Here is a 16,633-nt window from a genome sequence, read left to right as displayed (position 1 = left end):
ACCATTATGACATTAAATAAAAAAATAAGTTTAAGTTATAAATATATAACTATTTATTATTTAATGTTAAAAATGGTTTTTTTATACTACATTTTCATTGGGCTAATAGAAATAGTTATCAATCATTTTTTGAATCTTATTTCTCAATCATACTATTATTCATATATATCTATACTACTGTTTTTATTTTTTATAGTATTATAAAATCTTATTGGGATAGGATTTTCTTTACTTATCTCATACATTTTCATATATTTTCCTAAAAAAGTAAGATGTAACTATTCATAAATCTAGAAATTTTTTGTAAGATGGTTGAAATATATAATGAAAAGGAGGAGGTTCAATGAAAAGGACAAAATTTGTCACATCCTCGATTTGCGCAATACTCATCGCCTCTTTATTCGCACCGGCGATCCATGCAGAAGAAGATGCCGATGCCGATTCCCACATGACCGGTCATGGCGGGGCGGTAGCCTCCGAAGATGTGCACGCCTCTGAAGCCGGGATGGCAATTCTTGAACAAGGCGGCAATGCCGTCGATGCAGCCATTGCCGTTGCGGCGGCACAAGGGATAACAAGGCCTTACTCCGGCGGCATTGGCGGCGGTGGCATGATGCTCATCCATTTAGTAGACGAAGAAGAGCCTATCGCGATTGACAGCCGTTCCATTACGCCGGCTTCTTTTAATGACGAAACATACATACACCCGGACACAGGGGAGATTTTCCCATCAGCGATGAGAACCTCAAGCGGAACATCTTTTTCGGTTCCCGGGACGGTGAAAAATTGGGAAGTTGCTTTGGAAGAGTATGGAACAATGACGTTTGCAGAAGTGCTCCAACCGGCGATTGACGTAGCCGAAGAAGGATTCGTTGCGGATGAAAATTTTGTGCGGGAAACGACAGAAAATCAAGAACGTTTTGATCTTTTCACTTCTACAAGGGACATTTACCTCAATGGCGACGGATCCGCTCCGGAACCTGGCGATTTGATCCAAAACCCTGATATGGCCCATACTTATCAGCTGCTAGCAGAGGAGGGGAGCGAGGTTTTCTATGAAGGAGAAATCGCCGAGGCGATGGTCGACACGATTAACGACCCACCTGTCGTGGACGACCCGGACTTTGAAGCCGTAAGCAGCGAATGGCTGACAGATTACGGGGTGTTGGAAGGCGATGTCACGATGGAAGACTTTGCAAACTATGAAACGGTGACGGACGAGCCGATCCACACCGATTACCGCGGCTACGACATCTATGGCATGCCCCCTTCTTCCAGTGGCGGCATCACGATTGGCCAAACGTTTAATATGCTAGAACATTATGATATCGAAAATATGTCCAGCACCGAGGCGTGGCATCATTTTATGGAAGCAACGAGGTATGCGGTCGCCGATCGGCGGGCGTATATCGGAGACCCCGCACATTCGGAAATCCCCATTGATGAATTGCTTTCCGACTGGTATACGGAAGAGCGGCTGGCCAACATTGATTCGGAGCGGGCATCGATCGGTCAAGTCCCGCCGGGGAACCCTTGGGGAGAAAGCAATGAACATCTCACCTACGACTTCGGGGAAGAAGATGGTGCTGAATGGAACCCGCAAAAGTTTCACCGAATCGATAACGGACCTGAAAGCCATCCGTTTGATGCAAGCTTTACGATTGAAGATGAAACAGGACGGATTGATTTAGCAGAAAGAATGGATGGCAGAGGGAGTGCTTACGGGCGTGCAGCTGCTAACATGAATCCCGTGGAAGATAATGAAGTGAACGTGCGAGTACGCGCGGATGAAGAGGGATATGACCAACGCTTGCGGTTATGGCTGAACGGTGATGTATGGCAATCAGGCAGCAGTGTGCCGAGCAATGGCTACGGACTCGAAATCAACACGGAAACCGGAGAACTATTTCTTCAACGTGTCATCGATGGTGACTTGGCGACCCTCGAGCGTATCGATTATCCTGTTGAAACGGAGTGGCATGATTTGCGTTTCCGGGTGGAAAATAACGAGCTTAAAGTAAGTGCTTGGGAAGCGGATGACGAGGAGCCCGAGGAATGGTTAGCCGTCCATGAATTAGCGGAAGAAGACCAGCTGGATGAGCCCCTCGGACGTTTAATGATGAGCGTGGTTAATTTTGATTATGAGCAAACGCAAACGTTTTTCCTTAATCATATTGAAACAGAATCCGTAAACGAAGACAGCGAAACGCTTGCGGAGCCTAGTCAAACGAGCATGCTGGCTAATGATGCAACCCCACCGCCTGAAACGACTTCCTTAGAAGAGGAAGCTCAAGGGGTGCAAGCCGATGAAGAAAAACGCATAAAAGACGAAGAAGACATTGTCGATGAATCGACGATTCACCTTGCTGCTAGCGATGATGAAGGCAACGTCGTGAGTTATACAACAACGATTGTATCGATCGGCGGCAATGGCATGGTCGTTCCCGGGTATGGTTTTTTGTTAAATAACGCCGTGTATGGGCGAACGCCGATCGAATCCCCCATGCATCCTAACTATCCGCGACCGGACATGCGTTCCTTGAGCAGCATGGCCCCGACCCTTGTCATGGAAGATCAGTCGCCTGTCCTAACAGTGGGCGCTCCGGGAAGTGATACGATTTTAACGACCGTGTCGCAAATCATGATGAACAAGTTGGATTTTGATACGCCACTTCCGGAAGCGATTGAACAGCCACGCTTGTCGCAACGAAACAACTTTAACGCGTTGGCTGAGTATGAGGAAAACTATTTGGATGCAGAAACGGAGCAACACATCGAAGAGCTGGAGGCAATGGGCCATCTCTTTACGGCCAATACGAACGAGCAAGGGATCGGAGCGGCAGTCGGCATTGAATTTTCAGAAGACGGTCAAGTCACTGCGGCCACTGAACCTGAGCGTCGCGGGGGAGGGAGCGCTCTCGTGCAAAGTGAAATAGGTGATAATGAAGTTAGCGCAGCAGCGTTGTTACAATTAGTGGACCGTTTTGCCGAAGAAGGCGAATTCGAAAACGATGAAGCTATCCGCGCGTTGGACGTGCATTTAACGTCCGTAGATCATTTCGAAAATCAGGAAGATGAGGGAAAAGTCATTGACCATATGGGCGGATTCAAAGATTTGCTTAACCACCAACGAGCACAAGACTGGATATCCGATGACGTCTATGAAACGTTGCAAGAAGAAGCGGATGCATTAATTGAAGAGTGGGAATAACTGAAACAACCGGGAACGGGGGTGCGTTCCCGGTTGTTTATATCAGGTGATTTATCACCGAAAGTCAGAAGCGGAGAAACGTTCATAACTGATACATAAATATGTAGTCGAAACGGTCATTTTAGGGTAGAATGAAAAGTAAGGATCGGTGATAACAATGAACACTGATGAGAAAGTTAAATATTGGATTGATTTATCTGATTATGATAGAACAACCGCCGAAGCCATGTTGGAAATGAAACGGTTTTTATATGTCGGAATCATATGCCACCAATCTATTGAAAAATTACTCAAAGCATTATTTGTTCATGTAACCCAAGCCCAGCCACCGCGCACTCATAATTTAACACGCTTAGCACGAAAGGGAAAAATATACGATGACCTTTCGGACCATCAAAAAGATTTCTTGGACTTGTTAGAACCTTTAAATATTGAAGCTAGATATCCTACGCACAAAGAAAAACTTTTAAAAACACTGGATGAACCCAGATGTACCGAGATACTTTTTAAAACAAGGAGCTATCCGCATGGATAAAAAGCAGGCTATCCTAGCAGCTAAAGAGTATTCCAACAAAATTAAAAACGTTTTCCGGTTAAAAAGATTCTCTTATTCGGTTCTTACGCAAATGGAACAGCTACAGATGATAGCGACATTGACATTGCAGTAGTTGTTGATTTCGTAGATGATGATGTATTAACAGAAAAAGCACGATTGTATCAATTACGAAGAAACATCAATGATCGAATCGAACCTGTCTTAATTGAAGATGGAGACGATCCCAGTGGGTTTTTACAATATATTTTAAACAACGGCCAAGTGATTTTCGAATCAGGTTAAAACAGCCGGGAATGGTATTCCGTTCCCGGCTGTTTTTTCAACCAAACCCCATTATCACGGCATAACAATCCGTTCCGGCAAAGTGTACACGTTCAGTGACCCGTCACGAATAAAACCGATGCTTGTAATCTCCAGTTCTTCGGCCAATTCCAAGGCGCGGTCGGTCGGTGCTGATTTGGAGAGAACGACTTCGCAACCGATCTTCGCCACTTTCAAAAGAATCTCCGATGAAAGCCGTCCACTGAACACGATAATCTTATCTTGTAACGAAATGCCGTGCTTCAGGCAGTATCCGTAGATTTTATCAAGGGCGTTATGTCTGCCGATATCCATGCGCATGAGGACAATGCCATCGAGCGTGCATAAGGCGGCGTTATGTACACCGCCGGTTTCATGGAACGTCTCCGCCGCTTGTTGCATGTCTCTCATTAGACGAAAACAATCACCCGGAGCGATGGCCACTTGACGAGTGCGCATCACTTTTGTCGTTTTCACATCGGCTGCAAAGACGAACCCTTGGCGGCTCATCCCGCAACAGGACGTAATGTAGCGCTTGTTTTGCATTTGCCGATGCAGATGGTCGATTTTTTTCACCAAAGTCACGTGAACATAACCGTTTTTATCGTCCGCTCTCAGTTCCTTTATCTCGTTGAAACGAGCGATGATTCCTTCCGAAGCCAAGTATCCGATCGCCATATCCTCGATGTAATCCGGGCTGCACACCATCGTCACGAACTCTTCCCCGTTTATTTTTATCGTCACGGGATATTCGGCAGCAACGATGTCGTCTTTCCATTCGGTATGTCCATTTTCGAACCGCAGGATGGACCGAGCATTTTGTGTCTTCTCGTTCAAGTTGATCACGAACCTTGTTTCTTAAAAATAAAAGGCAAAACAAGCAGAGACACGCCAGCCGCGGCAACATACCATTTGTTGGACGGAGGAGACGAACGACGGGACACACGGCTTCCGGCTACCTGTTTTTCCGATTCGTGTTGAAGTTTGGCATCTCGGTCTTCCAATTTTTCTCTGTGTTCTTGATTGGCACCGAATCCTTTGAGGAAAGCCATCATCACGTTCATGCCTTCCACAACTTCCGGGTCTTTCATGGTACGAAGGAGGGCGGGGTACCCACCACCCTCTTTTCCGTAATGTTCGTATTCGGCCACTTGGGAAACGGCCGCATTCACCTTTAAAATAAGCGGTTCGACTTGTTCCATATCAAGATTCCCGAGAACGCCAAACATGAGGAGCATATTTTTCATCGATTGAGTGGTATCCGCGTTATCAATGGCTGTTACAAGCCTTTCGAGCACCTCGTCCCCTTGTTCAAAAAGGGCGTTCAGGGTATTCAATACTTCTTTCTCCCGAAGGTGTCGCATCAGCTCAAACGTATCGGCAATGACATCCTTGTTTTCTAAAAGGGTAGCTTCAATTTGGTCCCAATCTCGCTTGCGCAATTCTTCTTCGGTCGGTTCGATGCGATGGATCACTTTTGTCGCTTTAGCCATTGTGCTGAGACCTCCTTTCTTTCACGAGGTCGCCCGGGAATGTGTAGTCTTTTCGTTCCCATTTCTTTTCAACCGCTACTCCTATTTGCGGTTGCGGGTTGCCATTGCGGTGGTTGATTCTCGGCAATGGGCTTTCGCCTTTCGGTTCAAGCACTTCCATTTTTGCCGACACCTCTTTATAAGCCGGGGTATCCGTATCCTTATCGGCATGGCTGCTCGTTAAGTAGTTAATGGCCCCTTCACCTGAATCATTCATCGGCAAATACAATTCTTTGCCCTTCACACGATCAGTCACAAGGCAAGGAACTTTCACATTGCCGTATGGCGACGTCAAGCGCACCACCGTTCCGTCCTCCAACCCGCGTTCTTCGGCAAGTTCCGGGGAAACTTCGAGGAAAACGCTCGGTGTTTTCTTCGTTATCCCTTCGGATTTATACGTCAGATTCCCTTCGTGGAAATGCTCGAGCATGCGCCCGTTGTTGACGTGAAGGTCATACTCTTCACCCATCTCAAGCGGTTTCGTCCATTCCACAGGAAAAAGTTTTGCCTTACCATCCGGAAACGGAAAGCGGTCTTTGAACAGAAGCGGTGTATCCGTGCCATCTTCGGCTACCGGCCATTGCAAACTGTCATACCCTTCCAATCGATCATAGCTGACGCCTGCAAACATCGGAGCGAGGGAAGCCGCTTCATCCATAATGTCACTTGGGTGCTCAAAATTCCAGTCACCGCCAAGACGATTGGCGATTTCCATTATAATCTTCCAATCGGGCTTTGAATCACCGAGAGGATCAAACACTTGATACAAACGCTGAAAACGACGTTCCGTATTCGTAAACGTCCCCTCTTTTTCAAAACTCGGAGAAGCCGGTAACACTACATCCGCAAACTCGGCCGTTTTTGAAAAAAAGATGTCCTGGACGACGAAGAAATCCAATTTCTCCAACGCTTCCTGCACATAATTGGCGTTGGAATCAACGATGCCCATCTCTTCGCCTTTTAAATACATCATATTCAAATTACCGTCGTGGATAGCCTCAACCATTTCATGATTGTTCAGTCCGGGCTCGGCCGGAAGATCCACACCCCAACCTTTTTCATAACGCTCACGAACCGCATCATCGTGCACTTTTTCGTAACCCGGGAAGCGATCAGGCATGCTGCCAAAGTCACTGGCACCTTGTACATTGTTATGCCCGCGTAGCGGATAGGTGCCTGCGCCCGGTTTCATGTAATTGCCGGTCACGAGCATCAAGTTCGATATGGCCGTGCTCGTATCGGAGCCTCCGCCATGTTGGGTGATGCCCATCGCCCATAAAAAGCAAGTCGTTTCCGCTTCGTGGATCGATGTGGCAATCTCGATCATTTCTTCTTTCGTTAAACCGGTAACTTCCTCGGCATAATCGAGGGTGTACGGCGCAAGGCTTTCCATGTATTCATCAATGCCGTTAACATGTTCCTCCAAAAATTCGCTGTCATGCCAGCCTTGATCTATGATGTATTTCGTGACGGCTGAAATCCAGACGAGGTCGGATCCGGCTTTCGGTTGGACAAAACGGTCGGCCCGATCAGCCATTTCATGCTTACGCAGATCGGCGACAATCACTTTTTGCCCATGAAGTTTTTGAGACCGTTTCACTCTTGTCGCGAGGACCGGGTGGGCTTCCGCCGTATTGGAACCGGTAATAATGACGAGCTCGGCTTTTTCAATGTCCGTGATACTTCCGGAGTCCCCTCCGTAACCGACCGTTCGCCATAAACCCATCGTCGCCGGCGACTGGCAATAACGGGAACAATTATCAACATTGTTCGTACCGATAACCGCGCGACTAAGCTTTTGCATGACATATGAATCTTCATTCGTACATTTGGAAGAGGTGATAAACGCGAGCGAATCGGGTCCGTTTTTCTCTTTCTCTTCCTTGAATTTATTGACGATCAAGTCGTAAGCTTCTTCCCATTCCGCCTCGCGGAACGCATCGCCTTCGCGGATGAGCGGCTTCGTCAAACGTTCTTCGCTGTTGACAAATTCCCAACCGAACTTCCCTTTCACGCAAGTGGAAATGCCATTTGCCGGGGCTTCTGATTGAGGTTCGACTTTAAGGACTTGACGATCCTTCGTCCACACATCAAAGGAGCAGCCCACGCCACAATAGGTACATACCGTTTTTGTTTTTTCAATACGATTTTCTCGCATCGAAGCCTCCATATCGGAAATGGTCATGAGCTGCTCGTAACCCGTTTCTACATTTTTCGTGATGTTGATCATCGGGCGCATGGAAGAGTCTTTAATCCCCGTTAAAAAGCCGGCTTCTCCTTCCATGCCCACTTCCATCATGGCGTTGCAGGGGCAAACGGTTGAGCAGTGGCCGCAATTGACACAGGAAGATTCCTCAATCGGGGAGTCCTTGTCCCAGATGACACGCGGACGCTTCCGATCCCAATCGATCGTCAGCGTTTCCGTCACTTGTACGTCTTGACACGCCTCTACACACCGCCCGCACAGAATACACTGATCGGGATCATAACGATAGAAGGCATTTCGGTCCACTTCATAAGGCTTGAAATCAAAAGGCGTCTCTTGATGGCTCATTTTCAACTCTTTAACCGCATTATGTATCTCGCAGTTGCCGTTGTTGTAATCACAGACCGTACAATAAAGTTCATGGTTACCGAGAATGCGATCCATCGCGATGAGTTGTGCCTCGTGTGTCTCCTCGTTCGTAGCGATCGCGTCTCCGTCCTTTACCGTCGCGGAACACGAGCGCACCAATTCTCCGTTCACACTGACGATACACGTGTCACACGTTTCAATCGCACCAAGGCTTGGATGGTAACACAGGCTTGGCACTTCAATGTCATGTTCGGTCAATACGTCAAGCACGCTCTGGTTTTCCTTTGCATGTATGCGCTTACCGTTCACCTTTACATCGAGCATTTCAGAAGACCTCCTTACCGTACTCTTTTTCTAATATATATCATTTTTTAACAGCGTTGTAAAACAATCTACCAGCATAGCCTTGTCTAAAATCGCGCACCCTAAATAAATGTTTAACCGCTACGCGTTGCGGGTACTCACTGAAATAGATTTACTAGTTGTTCAATATTTTCATAAGTGACAAGGGGTGTACGTTTTGCAAGCAAACAAAAATCGTTGGTTGATTGCTGTATCAGCCATTGCCATTCATTTGTCGATCGGTTCCGTCTATGCCTACAGTGTGTACCAAAATCCATTGAACGAATCCCTTGGTTGGGATATCGGTGCGGTAACATTCGCTTTCACGACAGCTATATTTTTTCTCGGTATGTCTGCCGCTTTTCTCGGAAAATTTGTCGAACGTAACGGCCCTAGCAAATCCGCTATGATCTCCGCCGTTCTATTTGGAACGGGAACATTGGGCGCAGGTTTCGGGATCCAAATGGAGAGCTTGCCTCTCTTTGTGCTTTTTTACGGTGTGATTGGTGGTGTCGGTCTTGGAATCGGTTACATATCGCCCGTTTCCACTCTCGTTAAGTGGTTTCCGGACAGACGCGGGCTCGCGACAGGCATGGCCGTCCTCGGCTTCGGTGCCGGTTCCCTCATTACCAGCCCGGTGGCCGAAAATTTGATGGGCATAATCAGTATCCCGGCAACGTTTTATACACTCGGAGCTGCCTACTTAATCCTCATGTTTGCAGGAGCTTCCTATATCGCACCACCCCCGGAAGGCTGGGAACCGGCAAACATGAAAAAGCAGAAACAGAAAAAACAAGAGGGTAAAAAGAAAAAGCAAGAAGATCTCGCCCAACTCAATGCCCGGGAATCACTGCAAACATTCCGTTTTTATTTGTTGTGGGGGATGATGTTTATTAACATTTCCGCAGGGATCATGCTGCTTGCTGTTGCCTCGAATATGACGCAGGCGATTACGGGCGCAAGTTCTGCCGCCGCGGCAACCATTGTCGGCATCATGGGTTTTTTCAACGGTTTCGGGAGAATTGGCTGGGCAAGCGCTTCGGATTATATCGGTCGCACAAACACGTATATGATCTTTTTCGCATTACAATTGGGAGCATTCATTCTCTTGCCATTCACGACCAATGAAGTGATCTTCGCGATCCTCTTGTTTATTATCATGACATGCTACGGCGGTGGCTTTGCATGTTTGCCGGCTTACATCGGGGATTTATTCGGCACGAAACAGTTAGGAGCGATTCATGGTTATACACTAACCGCCTGGGCGATGGCAGGTGTTTTCGGACCGATGGCAGTTTCCACAATTGTTGGAGCCACTGCTGACTATACAGGCGCCTTCGTTCTCTTTATCTTTTTGTTAGCGATAGCGCTTCTGATGGCTATCATGATGCATTTTAATATCAAACGCATTCGTCATCAGCAACAGGCGACAAACGGGTGAACAGAATGGGTTTTATGATGAAGGCTGTTGCGACAAATGTCACGGCAGCCTTTAAGCATACAGCTATCCGATTGGCCGAATGCCGATACCGGCGTTTTCGATTTTTTCCCGAATGGACTTTGCGAACGCCAATGCATGGGGGCCGTCGCCATGGATACAGACAGTTTCGGCAAGGATGTCCACGTCCTTGCCTTGTTGCGCATGCACTTTTCCTTCTTCAATCATGCGAGTGACCTGCTCACCTGCTAAGCCGGCATCTTCGATCAGAGCATTTGCTTCACGTCGTGATGTAAGGGTGCCGTCTTCCTGATACGTACGGTCGGCGAATACCTCACTGCCGGTTTTCAACCCGACTTTTTTTCCCGCGTTAAGGAGCTCGCCACCGGCCAAGCCGAAAAGAACCAGATCGGGATCGATATCATAAACCGCCCGGGCTATTGACTCTGCCAGTTCCGGATCCTGAGTCGCCCGATTATAGAGCATGCCGTGTGCTTTCACATGTCGGAGATGCCCACCTTCCGATTGCACAATACCCCACAACGCGCCGACTTGATAGGCGACAAGATCATATGCTTCTTCAGGAAAAAGATCAATGTGACGACGCCCAAATCCCATTAAATCAGGCAAACCCGGATGTGCGCCGATGGCAACGCCATTCTCAATCGCCAGTTTCACCGTTTTCCTCATGATCGAAGGATCGCCGGCATGAAATCCACACGCGATGTTGGCGGAAGAAACGTAAGGGAGAATTTCCTTATCCGTTCCGAGTGTGTAAACGCCAAAACTTTCGCCCATATCACAGTTCATGTCGATGGTTTTCATTTTATAGCTCCCCTTTTAACATTAGTTAAACCATAAGGCAACGATATCTTCAAAGGCCACAATGCTTGCTCCAATCGTGAAAAGTACAGTGATTGCTCCAACAACAATCAGCCAAGCCGGATGTCGATAATCTCCGACAATTGATTTTTTCCGAGAAGCCACTAATATCGTCGTTAGAACGATAGGCAATATCATACCGTTCACTGCACCGGCAAGAATAAGGAGCATAACCGGTTCACCGATTGTAATGAATACAAGCGCAGAGATGGTAATAAAACCAGCGATAAACCACCCATTGTATTTTTCAAACATCGGATGAAACGAGCGTAAAAACGAAATACTTGTGTAAGCCACGCCAATGACGGAACTAATAGCAGCCGCTGTTAAAACAATCCCAAACATGTAATAGCCTAAATCACCAAGACCAACGAGAAATGGAGTGGCTGCCGGATTATCCGGATCTAAAGTAAAACCTGCACTTACCACACCTAGAAACGCCAAAAAGAGAAAAACACGCATAACGCCTGTCGTTATGATTCCATAGATCGAAGCACGACTAACAAAAGGAACATTCGCTTGTCCGGTAATTCCGGCGTCCACAAGCCGATGGCCGCCGGCAAACGAAATGTAGCCGCCTACCGTGCCACCCACAATTGTCACGAGGGGAAGGAGTAAAATTAAGTAATCATCGGGCAGTACAGATTGGACGAGTGCTTCTTGATACGGTGGATCCATGGTTAACATAACATAACCAGTCATCAAAATCATAACTACGCCAAATATTTGCAGCAAAACATCCATAATCCGAGTGTAGTTTTTGATAGAAAAGATAATGATGGTCGCCACGGTGATAATGATCGCACCCACTTCTATTGACAGGTCAAAAAGGACATTAAGACCTAATCCCGCACCACCCAGATTTCCAATATTAAATGCAAATCCTCCGAAGATAATAAGTCCAGCTATCAAATACCCTAATCCGGGAACGACCATGTTTGATATTTCTTGACCTCTTTTCCCAGATACAGAGATGACGCGCCAAATATTGAGTTGAACGCCAATATCGATCACAATTGATGCCACAATCGCGAACGCAAAACTAGCCATGTAATCTTGCGTAAATTGAGCGGTCTGGGTAAGAAAAGCAGGTCCGATCGCTGACGTGGCCATTAAGAAAATTGCGCCGCGTAAAAACTTATTTCGCTCTTTACTGCTCATGGGGTGGCCTAACCCATTTGTCGTCATGAGATCCCCTCCTAAAGTACGCCGAGTGTCTCATTCTTCACGTCAGTAATGAACATATACCCCGGGAGCATGCGTAATCATGAGATCTGGTTTGCTTGCCATCGCAACGGCTTGCGGTGTGACCCCACACGCCCAAAAACCGGATCTTCACCCTCTCTTATAGACACAGCTTGTCCAAAATCCAGTGCGTCTATGTTTGAGATACCGATAAATGCAGGATTACCAATAGGAGTCTTTTTTGCTATTCCGTTGCCTTTAAAAAGTTCAATTTCCATTTCATCGTTTTTCACTTTTAAATGTTCTAGCCCTTGCTCATTCAATGTTTGCATTAACACTTACAATTCTGCAACATTGTACATTTTTCTCCCCCTTTTAATGACTGCCCCATTTTAAAGCAATCCCTATTTTTCTTTCACGCATTGCTCGGGCCTGTTTTAAATAAAGTGTTTCAGCTTCTTGAAAGGTAATCGGTTCAAACATTACTTTTTCATTCGGCCGGAACTGGGCAACCCGCCCTAAATCAACCGCTGCCACTTGTGCAAAGCGCGGATAGCCACCTGTCGTCTGCCGATCAGCCATTAAAACGATCGGTTGGCCGTCACTCGGAACTTGCACCGTTCCAAACGCGACAGGCTCCGATAAGAGACTAAAAGATTCTTGGCGTTCGATGGGAGCGTCTTCTTCTGCTTGCAACCGATACCCCATACGGTCCGATTGCGTCGAAACTGTAAACGATTGTTGAAAAAATCGTTCCCGACTCTTCGCTGTAAACTGCTTAAAGTGGGTACCGGGAAACGCCCTTATTTTTTGTTGTCCACGGTCGAGCAGACTGCCATTTGCCCCCCAATTTTCTGCAAATACGCTTCCGTCTGCTTTTTGGGAAATCTGTTCAAAACGCCTATTTGCTTCTCTATCCTTTTCCCCTACATGTAACCGATCCCCTTTTTTAAGTGGCCGGCCTTCCAAACCCCCGATTCCCGCACGCACATACGTACTCTTACTATTCATCACTACAGGTACATCTAGACTACCCGCAACCGCCAGATAAGCACGATAACCGAGGGCAACCGGTTTAAACGCAAGCGTACTTTCGGCAGGGACAAAAAGAGGCACCCCAAGTGAGTAAGCCGTACCATTGACTGTTGGTACCATGCCTCCACCTGTTACCGCTATAAGGCTATCCCTCTCGACCTTGACCTCCGGACCGTTCATCGTCATTTCAAGCACGGCTTCATTTTCATGATTGCCCACGATGGCATTTGCACTTTGCAAAGCGATACGATCCATCGCGCCGCTCTCCAAAACCCCTTGCTGCAAAAAACCAATTCGGCCTCGGTCTTGAATGGTCGTAAACAAGCCTGCTTTCAAGATAAATAAACTCACATGTCCCCTCCTCGTACACTTCAAACTCCGTGCGCGTAATTGCCTTAAAATAAACCATGTCCCCGGACTTCAGCAAGCTCGGTTGTTCCCGGTTCGGATCAAACATTTTAAGGGGTGTTTGCCCGATCAGCTGCCATCCTCCCGGTGTCTCAAGCGGATACACTCCTGTTTGAATGCCGGCGATCCCGACAGCACCGGCGGGGATTTTTGTTCGTGGTTCACTCCTTCGCGGCGTAGCAATCTTTTTTGACATCCCACCGAGAAAAGAAAAGCCGGGAGCAAAACCGATCATGTATACCAGATACTCGCCGCTTGTATGAATTCGGATCACTTCTTCTTCAGAAAGGCCGTTCTCCTTCGCCACATGGGACAAATCGGGACCAAAAGCTTCTTCATAACAAACGGGGATCGTTACGACATCCCCCATACCGTCGTCCCCCGTCGTCTCCCCTATCTCATGAACTTTTTCCCGCAACTTTTCCATCACGTATGCACTCGGAGTATCTCTTTTCTCCATGATACGGAACACCTTTACCGGGTCGTAAAAGACGGTTAGACCAGTATAGCTCGGAACGCATTCGAGATACCATTCGAATGGAGCGTCTTCCAACAAGTCCATCATTTTTTTTGTACGTTTATGGATTTCCGGATCAATTTCCGTTCCAAAAACAATATTGATCGCGGTTTCTGATAACACGTATAGTTCCGGTTTTTTTTCCTGCGCAGACATAAAGGCCCCCTCTCACCTTCCCTTACCAGTATAAATTTGAGTTTCCCATTTGTTTTATTTTTGATAATTACCCCTGTGGCCGATCACTACAGCCATATTATACCTTTAGAAAATGATTGTTATCCTTTTCCCTTATGCATACCCAATCAAACGATCGACAGGAAATATTTGATTATTTCTTTTATTGGTGATACTATATTATAAGAATACAATATCAAGAAAACAAACCACTAGGGGTGCTTTTATTAGCTGAGAGAGACGCAGTCTCGACCCTTATTCACCTGATCCAGTTCGCACTGGCGGAGGGAAGTGGGCTGATGACGTATAGTATAGTTTCCGGCATCGCCACTTCCTATGATGGGAAGTGGTTTTTATTTTGGGGGGAAAAAAATGAAAACGCTCATTCAACAAGTGGAAAAGCGCAGAGATGAGTTAATTGGCTTGCTATCGGATTTGATCGCGTTTCGCACACCTGCCCCACCGGCCAGAAACACGGATGAGATTCAAAGCTACATAGCCGACAAACTCCAAACAATAGGTTTCGATGTAGACCAATGGGACGTTTATCCCGGGGATCCGAATGTTGTTGGCACACGAACAGGATCCCATTCAGAAGATTTTCAAAGTCTAATATTGAATGGGCATATTGATGTTGCTTCGGTGGAAGAAAACGAGGGCTGGGAAACGCCTCCATTTGAAGCAGTCATACGAGACCGAACGCTCTTCGGACGGGGATCAGCAGATATGAAAGGAGGTATTGCCGCCTGTTTATTCGCACTTCAACTGTTGCACGAGAATGACGTCGATCTTCGCGGAGACGTGTTACTGCAGTCTGTGATTGGCGAAGAAGTTGGAGAGGCCGGCACGAAGCAGTGTTGCGAACGTGACTATGGAGCAGATTTCGCCATAGTAGCTGACACGAGTGATTGCGAGCTTCACGGACAAGGTGGTGTGATCACAGGCTGGGTAACGGTGAAAAGCCCGGCGACCCACCATGATGGCACACGTCAACGCATGGTCCACGCCGGCGGTGGATTGCGAGCGGCAAGTGCCATTGAAAAAATGAATAAACTGATCACAGCACTACAGGAATTAGAGCGCGATTGGGCGATAAACAAATCATATCCCGGTTTCACCCCGGGCACAAATACCATCAACCCCGCTGTGATTGAAGGTGGGCGCCATGCCGCTTTCGTGGCTGACGAATGTAGACTATGGATCACCGTTCATTTCTATCCGGATGAAAGCGCTGATTCCGTGGCAAAAGAAATCGAAGATCATCTTTTGGCAACGGCAAACGCCGATCTCTGGATGAAAGATCATCCGCCTACGTTTCAATGGGGCGGCGGGTCGATGATTGAAGAGCGCGGCGAGGTATTTCCGTCTTTTTCTATTGATGAAGATCATGCAGCTGTCAATGACTTGATGGAAGCACATGAGCAAACATTTTCAGAACCTGCAAAAATATCCATGTCCCCATCCGTCAATGACGGTGGTTGGCTCGCCGAGGCCGGCATTCCCACGGTATGCTACGGCCCCGGAAAATTGGAACATGCGCATGCCGTTAATGAACACATCGACATCGATCAATTGCTAGACTACACGAAAACACTGCTCCGCTTCATCGTTAAGTGGTGTAATCAACCAAAGGAGAGATCATAATGACATTCAGCAAGCGCATTCGAAAAACCGCGGACCCGATCTGGAAAGCAAGTCATGAACATCCCTTTGTACAGGGAATCGGGCGCGGCACATTGGACATTGAATCTTTTAAATTTTTCATGTGCCAGGATTACAAATACTTAATTGAGTATTCCCGCGTCATGGCCATGGGCACCGTTCTTGCGCCAGATTTGGAAACGATGTCAGGATTCGCTAAAGCCCTCGATGATACTTTGAACATGGAAATGGACTTACATCGCTCCTACGCCGAACGACTCGGCATTTCCAGCGAAAATCTTGAGGAAACGGTCCCCGGGCCTGTCACCCTTGCTTATAGTGGTTACATGATGGCGGAAGCGCAAAAGGGTTCCATCGCAGAACTGATCGCCGCTATCCTTCCATGCGCTTGGAGCTATTATGAAATTGGCATCGAACTCGCTAAAATCCCCGGCGCCACCGAACACGAACAATACGGCGAATGGGTGCGGATGTATGCGTCCGATGAATTTGGCGAAATTGGCGATTGGTTGATCAGGAAGCTTGATGAGCTCACGGAAGGCAAACCCGAAGCGGAGCTGGACCGACTGGAGGCTATTTTTCTGAACACGAGCCGCTATGAGTTTATGTTTTGGGATATGGCTTATAATCGGGAAGGATGGCCTGAAGAGATCGTATAGTGAATAATGGCATCCTTTGTGGCAGGGCTAGCGCAACGTTTCAAGAGTTCTTTCCTGCACAAAAAATCCAGCTGCAACTGAGGACTCAACATGCTATTTTTTGACCCCGATCAGTCCTCAGGTGCGATAGTAGAGAGGACTCAAAAGATGGGTTGTT

General features: G+C 47.2%; 13 protein-coding genes, 2 pseudogenes and 1 riboswitch. Of the genes and pseudogenes, 7 read left to right on the top strand and 8 right to left on the bottom strand.

Annotated elements, in window-relative coordinates; genetic code table 11:
• Positions 1-343: 343 nt before the first annotated feature.
• The 4 genes from HUG15_RS03630 to HUG15_RS03615 all read left to right on the top strand — a co-directional run bounded on the left by HUG15_RS03630 (position 344) and on the right by HUG15_RS03615 (position 4,049).
• The gene (locus HUG15_RS03630; protein ID WP_200127101.1) at positions 344-3,211 is read left to right on the top strand and encodes a gamma-glutamyltransferase; all 2,868 of its coding nucleotides are present in this window, start codon (positions 344-346) and stop codon (positions 3,209-3,211) included.
• Between the two features lie 157 nt (positions 3,212-3,368).
• Positions 3,369-3,746 carry a HEPN domain-containing protein gene (locus HUG15_RS03625; protein ID WP_200127099.1) on the top strand — a complete coding sequence of 126 codons (378 nt, stop codon included), beginning with the start codon at positions 3,369-3,371 and terminating at the stop codon, positions 3,744-3,746.
• On the top strand, positions 3,739-3,879 hold the full coding sequence (locus HUG15_RS03620; RefSeq protein ID WP_200127097.1) for a hypothetical protein: 141 nt from the start codon (positions 3,739-3,741) through the stop codon (positions 3,877-3,879). The genes HUG15_RS03625 and HUG15_RS03620 overlap by 8 nt, the downstream gene beginning before the upstream one ends.
• Entirely contained in the window at positions 3,813-4,049 is a 237-nt protein-coding gene (locus HUG15_RS03615; RefSeq protein WP_200128821.1) for a nucleotidyltransferase domain-containing protein, read from the top strand. Before HUG15_RS03620 ends, HUG15_RS03615 begins: the two co-directional genes overlap by 67 nt.
• Positions 4,050-4,103: 54 nt before the next feature.
• Here the strand turns inward: HUG15_RS03615 and fdhD are convergent, their stop codons facing one another.
• Genes fdhD through fdhF form a run of 3 tightly spaced genes read right to left on the bottom strand, consistent with a single transcriptional unit; the run spans position 4,104 to position 8,498 of the window.
• On the bottom strand, positions 4,104-4,904 hold the full coding sequence (gene fdhD / locus HUG15_RS03610) for a formate dehydrogenase accessory sulfurtransferase FdhD (RefSeq protein ID WP_200127095.1): 801 nt from the start codon (positions 4,902-4,904) through the stop codon (positions 4,104-4,106).
• Between the two features lie 5 nt (positions 4,905-4,909).
• Entirely contained in the window at positions 4,910-5,560 is a 651-nt protein-coding gene (locus HUG15_RS03605) for a helical membrane plugin domain-containing protein (RefSeq protein WP_200127093.1), read from the bottom strand.
• Positions 5,553-8,498: a formate dehydrogenase subunit alpha gene (gene fdhF, locus HUG15_RS03600; RefSeq protein WP_200127091.1), complete on the bottom strand. Its 2,946-nt coding sequence runs from the start codon at positions 8,496-8,498 to the stop codon at positions 5,553-5,555. The genes HUG15_RS03605 and fdhF overlap by 8 nt, the downstream gene beginning before the upstream one ends.
• A 196-nt stretch (positions 8,499-8,694) precedes the next feature.
• Between fdhF and HUG15_RS03595 the strand changes: the two genes are divergently transcribed.
• Positions 8,695-9,957, top strand: coding sequence for an L-lactate MFS transporter (locus tag HUG15_RS03595; protein ID WP_200127089.1), 1,263 nt, complete (start codon positions 8,695-8,697; stop codon positions 9,955-9,957).
• Between the two features lie 63 nt (positions 9,958-10,020).
• Here HUG15_RS03595 and HUG15_RS03590 read toward each other — a convergent pair whose 3' ends face one another.
• The 5 genes and pseudogenes from HUG15_RS03590 to pxpB all read right to left on the bottom strand — a co-directional run.
• A complete protein-coding gene (locus tag HUG15_RS03590; RefSeq protein WP_200127086.1) occupies positions 10,021-10,779 on the bottom strand; it encodes a LamB/YcsF family protein in 759 nt (252 codons plus the stop codon).
• Between the two features lie 21 nt (positions 10,780-10,800).
• Positions 10,801-12,024 (bottom strand): NRAMP family divalent metal transporter, encoded by a 1,224-nt coding sequence (locus tag HUG15_RS03585; protein WP_200127084.1) that lies wholly within the window; start codon positions 12,022-12,024, stop codon positions 10,801-10,803.
• 11 nt (positions 12,025-12,035) lie between these two features.
• Positions 12,036-12,251 (bottom strand): annotated as a pseudogene (locus tag HUG15_RS03580) (D-glutamate cyclase family protein); the annotation flags it as partial.
• A 145-nt stretch (positions 12,252-12,396) separates the two neighbouring features.
• The gene (locus tag HUG15_RS03575; RefSeq protein WP_200127082.1) at positions 12,397-13,407 is read right to left on the bottom strand and encodes a 5-oxoprolinase subunit C family protein; all 1,011 of its coding nucleotides are present in this window, start codon (positions 13,405-13,407) and stop codon (positions 12,397-12,399) included.
• A 7-nt stretch (positions 13,408-13,414) separates the two neighbouring features.
• A pseudogene (gene pxpB, locus HUG15_RS03570) lies at positions 13,415-14,137 on the bottom strand (5-oxoprolinase subunit PxpB); the annotation flags it as partial.
• A gap of 222 nt (positions 14,138-14,359) precedes the next feature.
• Positions 14,360-14,462: riboswitch (TPP riboswitch) on the top strand.
• A gap of 65 nt (positions 14,463-14,527) precedes the next feature.
• Between pxpB and HUG15_RS03565 the strand changes: the two are divergent.
• Both HUG15_RS03565 and tenA read left to right on the top strand, forming a co-directional pair.
• Positions 14,528-15,799, top strand: coding sequence for an acetylornithine deacetylase (locus HUG15_RS03565; RefSeq protein ID WP_200127080.1), 1,272 nt, complete (start codon positions 14,528-14,530; stop codon positions 15,797-15,799).
• The gene (gene tenA / locus HUG15_RS03560) at positions 15,799-16,476 is read left to right on the top strand and encodes a thiaminase II (RefSeq protein WP_200127078.1); all 678 of its coding nucleotides are present in this window, start codon (positions 15,799-15,801) and stop codon (positions 16,474-16,476) included. Before HUG15_RS03565 ends, tenA begins: the two co-directional genes overlap by 1 nt.
• Positions 16,477-16,633: the final 157 nt, after the last annotated feature.

Origin of the sequence: Salicibibacter cibarius, from assembly GCF_016495725.1 — a bacterium.
Lineage (GTDB): Bacteria > Bacillota > Bacilli > Bacillales > Marinococcaceae > Salicibibacter > Salicibibacter cibarius.
This window is presented reverse-complemented; position numbering and strand designations above follow the sequence as displayed.

Bases quoted from the DNA above. Each gene is read 5' to 3' on its own strand.
- HUG15_RS03630 (WP_200127101.1), top strand. From the start codon at position 344: ATGAAAAGGACAAAATTTGTCACATCCTCGATTTGCGCAATACTCATC.
- HUG15_RS03625 (WP_200127099.1), top strand. From the start codon at position 3,369: ATGAACACTGATGAGAAAGTTAAATATTGGATTGATTTATCTGATTAT.
- HUG15_RS03620 (WP_200127097.1), top strand. From the start codon at position 3,739: ATGGATAAAAAGCAGGCTATCCTAGCAGCTAAAGAGTATTCCAACAAA.
- HUG15_RS03605 (WP_200127093.1), bottom strand. From the start codon at position 5,560: ATGGCTAAAGCGACAAAAGTGATCCATCGCATCGAACCGACCGAAGAA.
- fdhF (WP_200127091.1), bottom strand. From the start codon at position 8,498: ATGCTCGATGTAAAGGTGAACGGTAAGCGCATACATGCAAAGGAAAAC.
- HUG15_RS03590 (WP_200127086.1), bottom strand. From the start codon at position 10,779: ATGAAAACCATCGACATGAACTGTGATATGGGCGAAAGTTTTGGCGTT.
- HUG15_RS03585 (WP_200127084.1), bottom strand. From the start codon at position 12,024: ATGACGACAAATGGGTTAGGCCACCCCATGAGCAGTAAAGAGCGAAAT.
- HUG15_RS03565 (WP_200127080.1), top strand. From the start codon at position 14,528: ATGAAAACGCTCATTCAACAAGTGGAAAAGCGCAGAGATGAGTTAATT.
- tenA (WP_200127078.1), top strand. From the start codon at position 15,799: ATGACATTCAGCAAGCGCATTCGAAAAACCGCGGACCCGATCTGGAAA.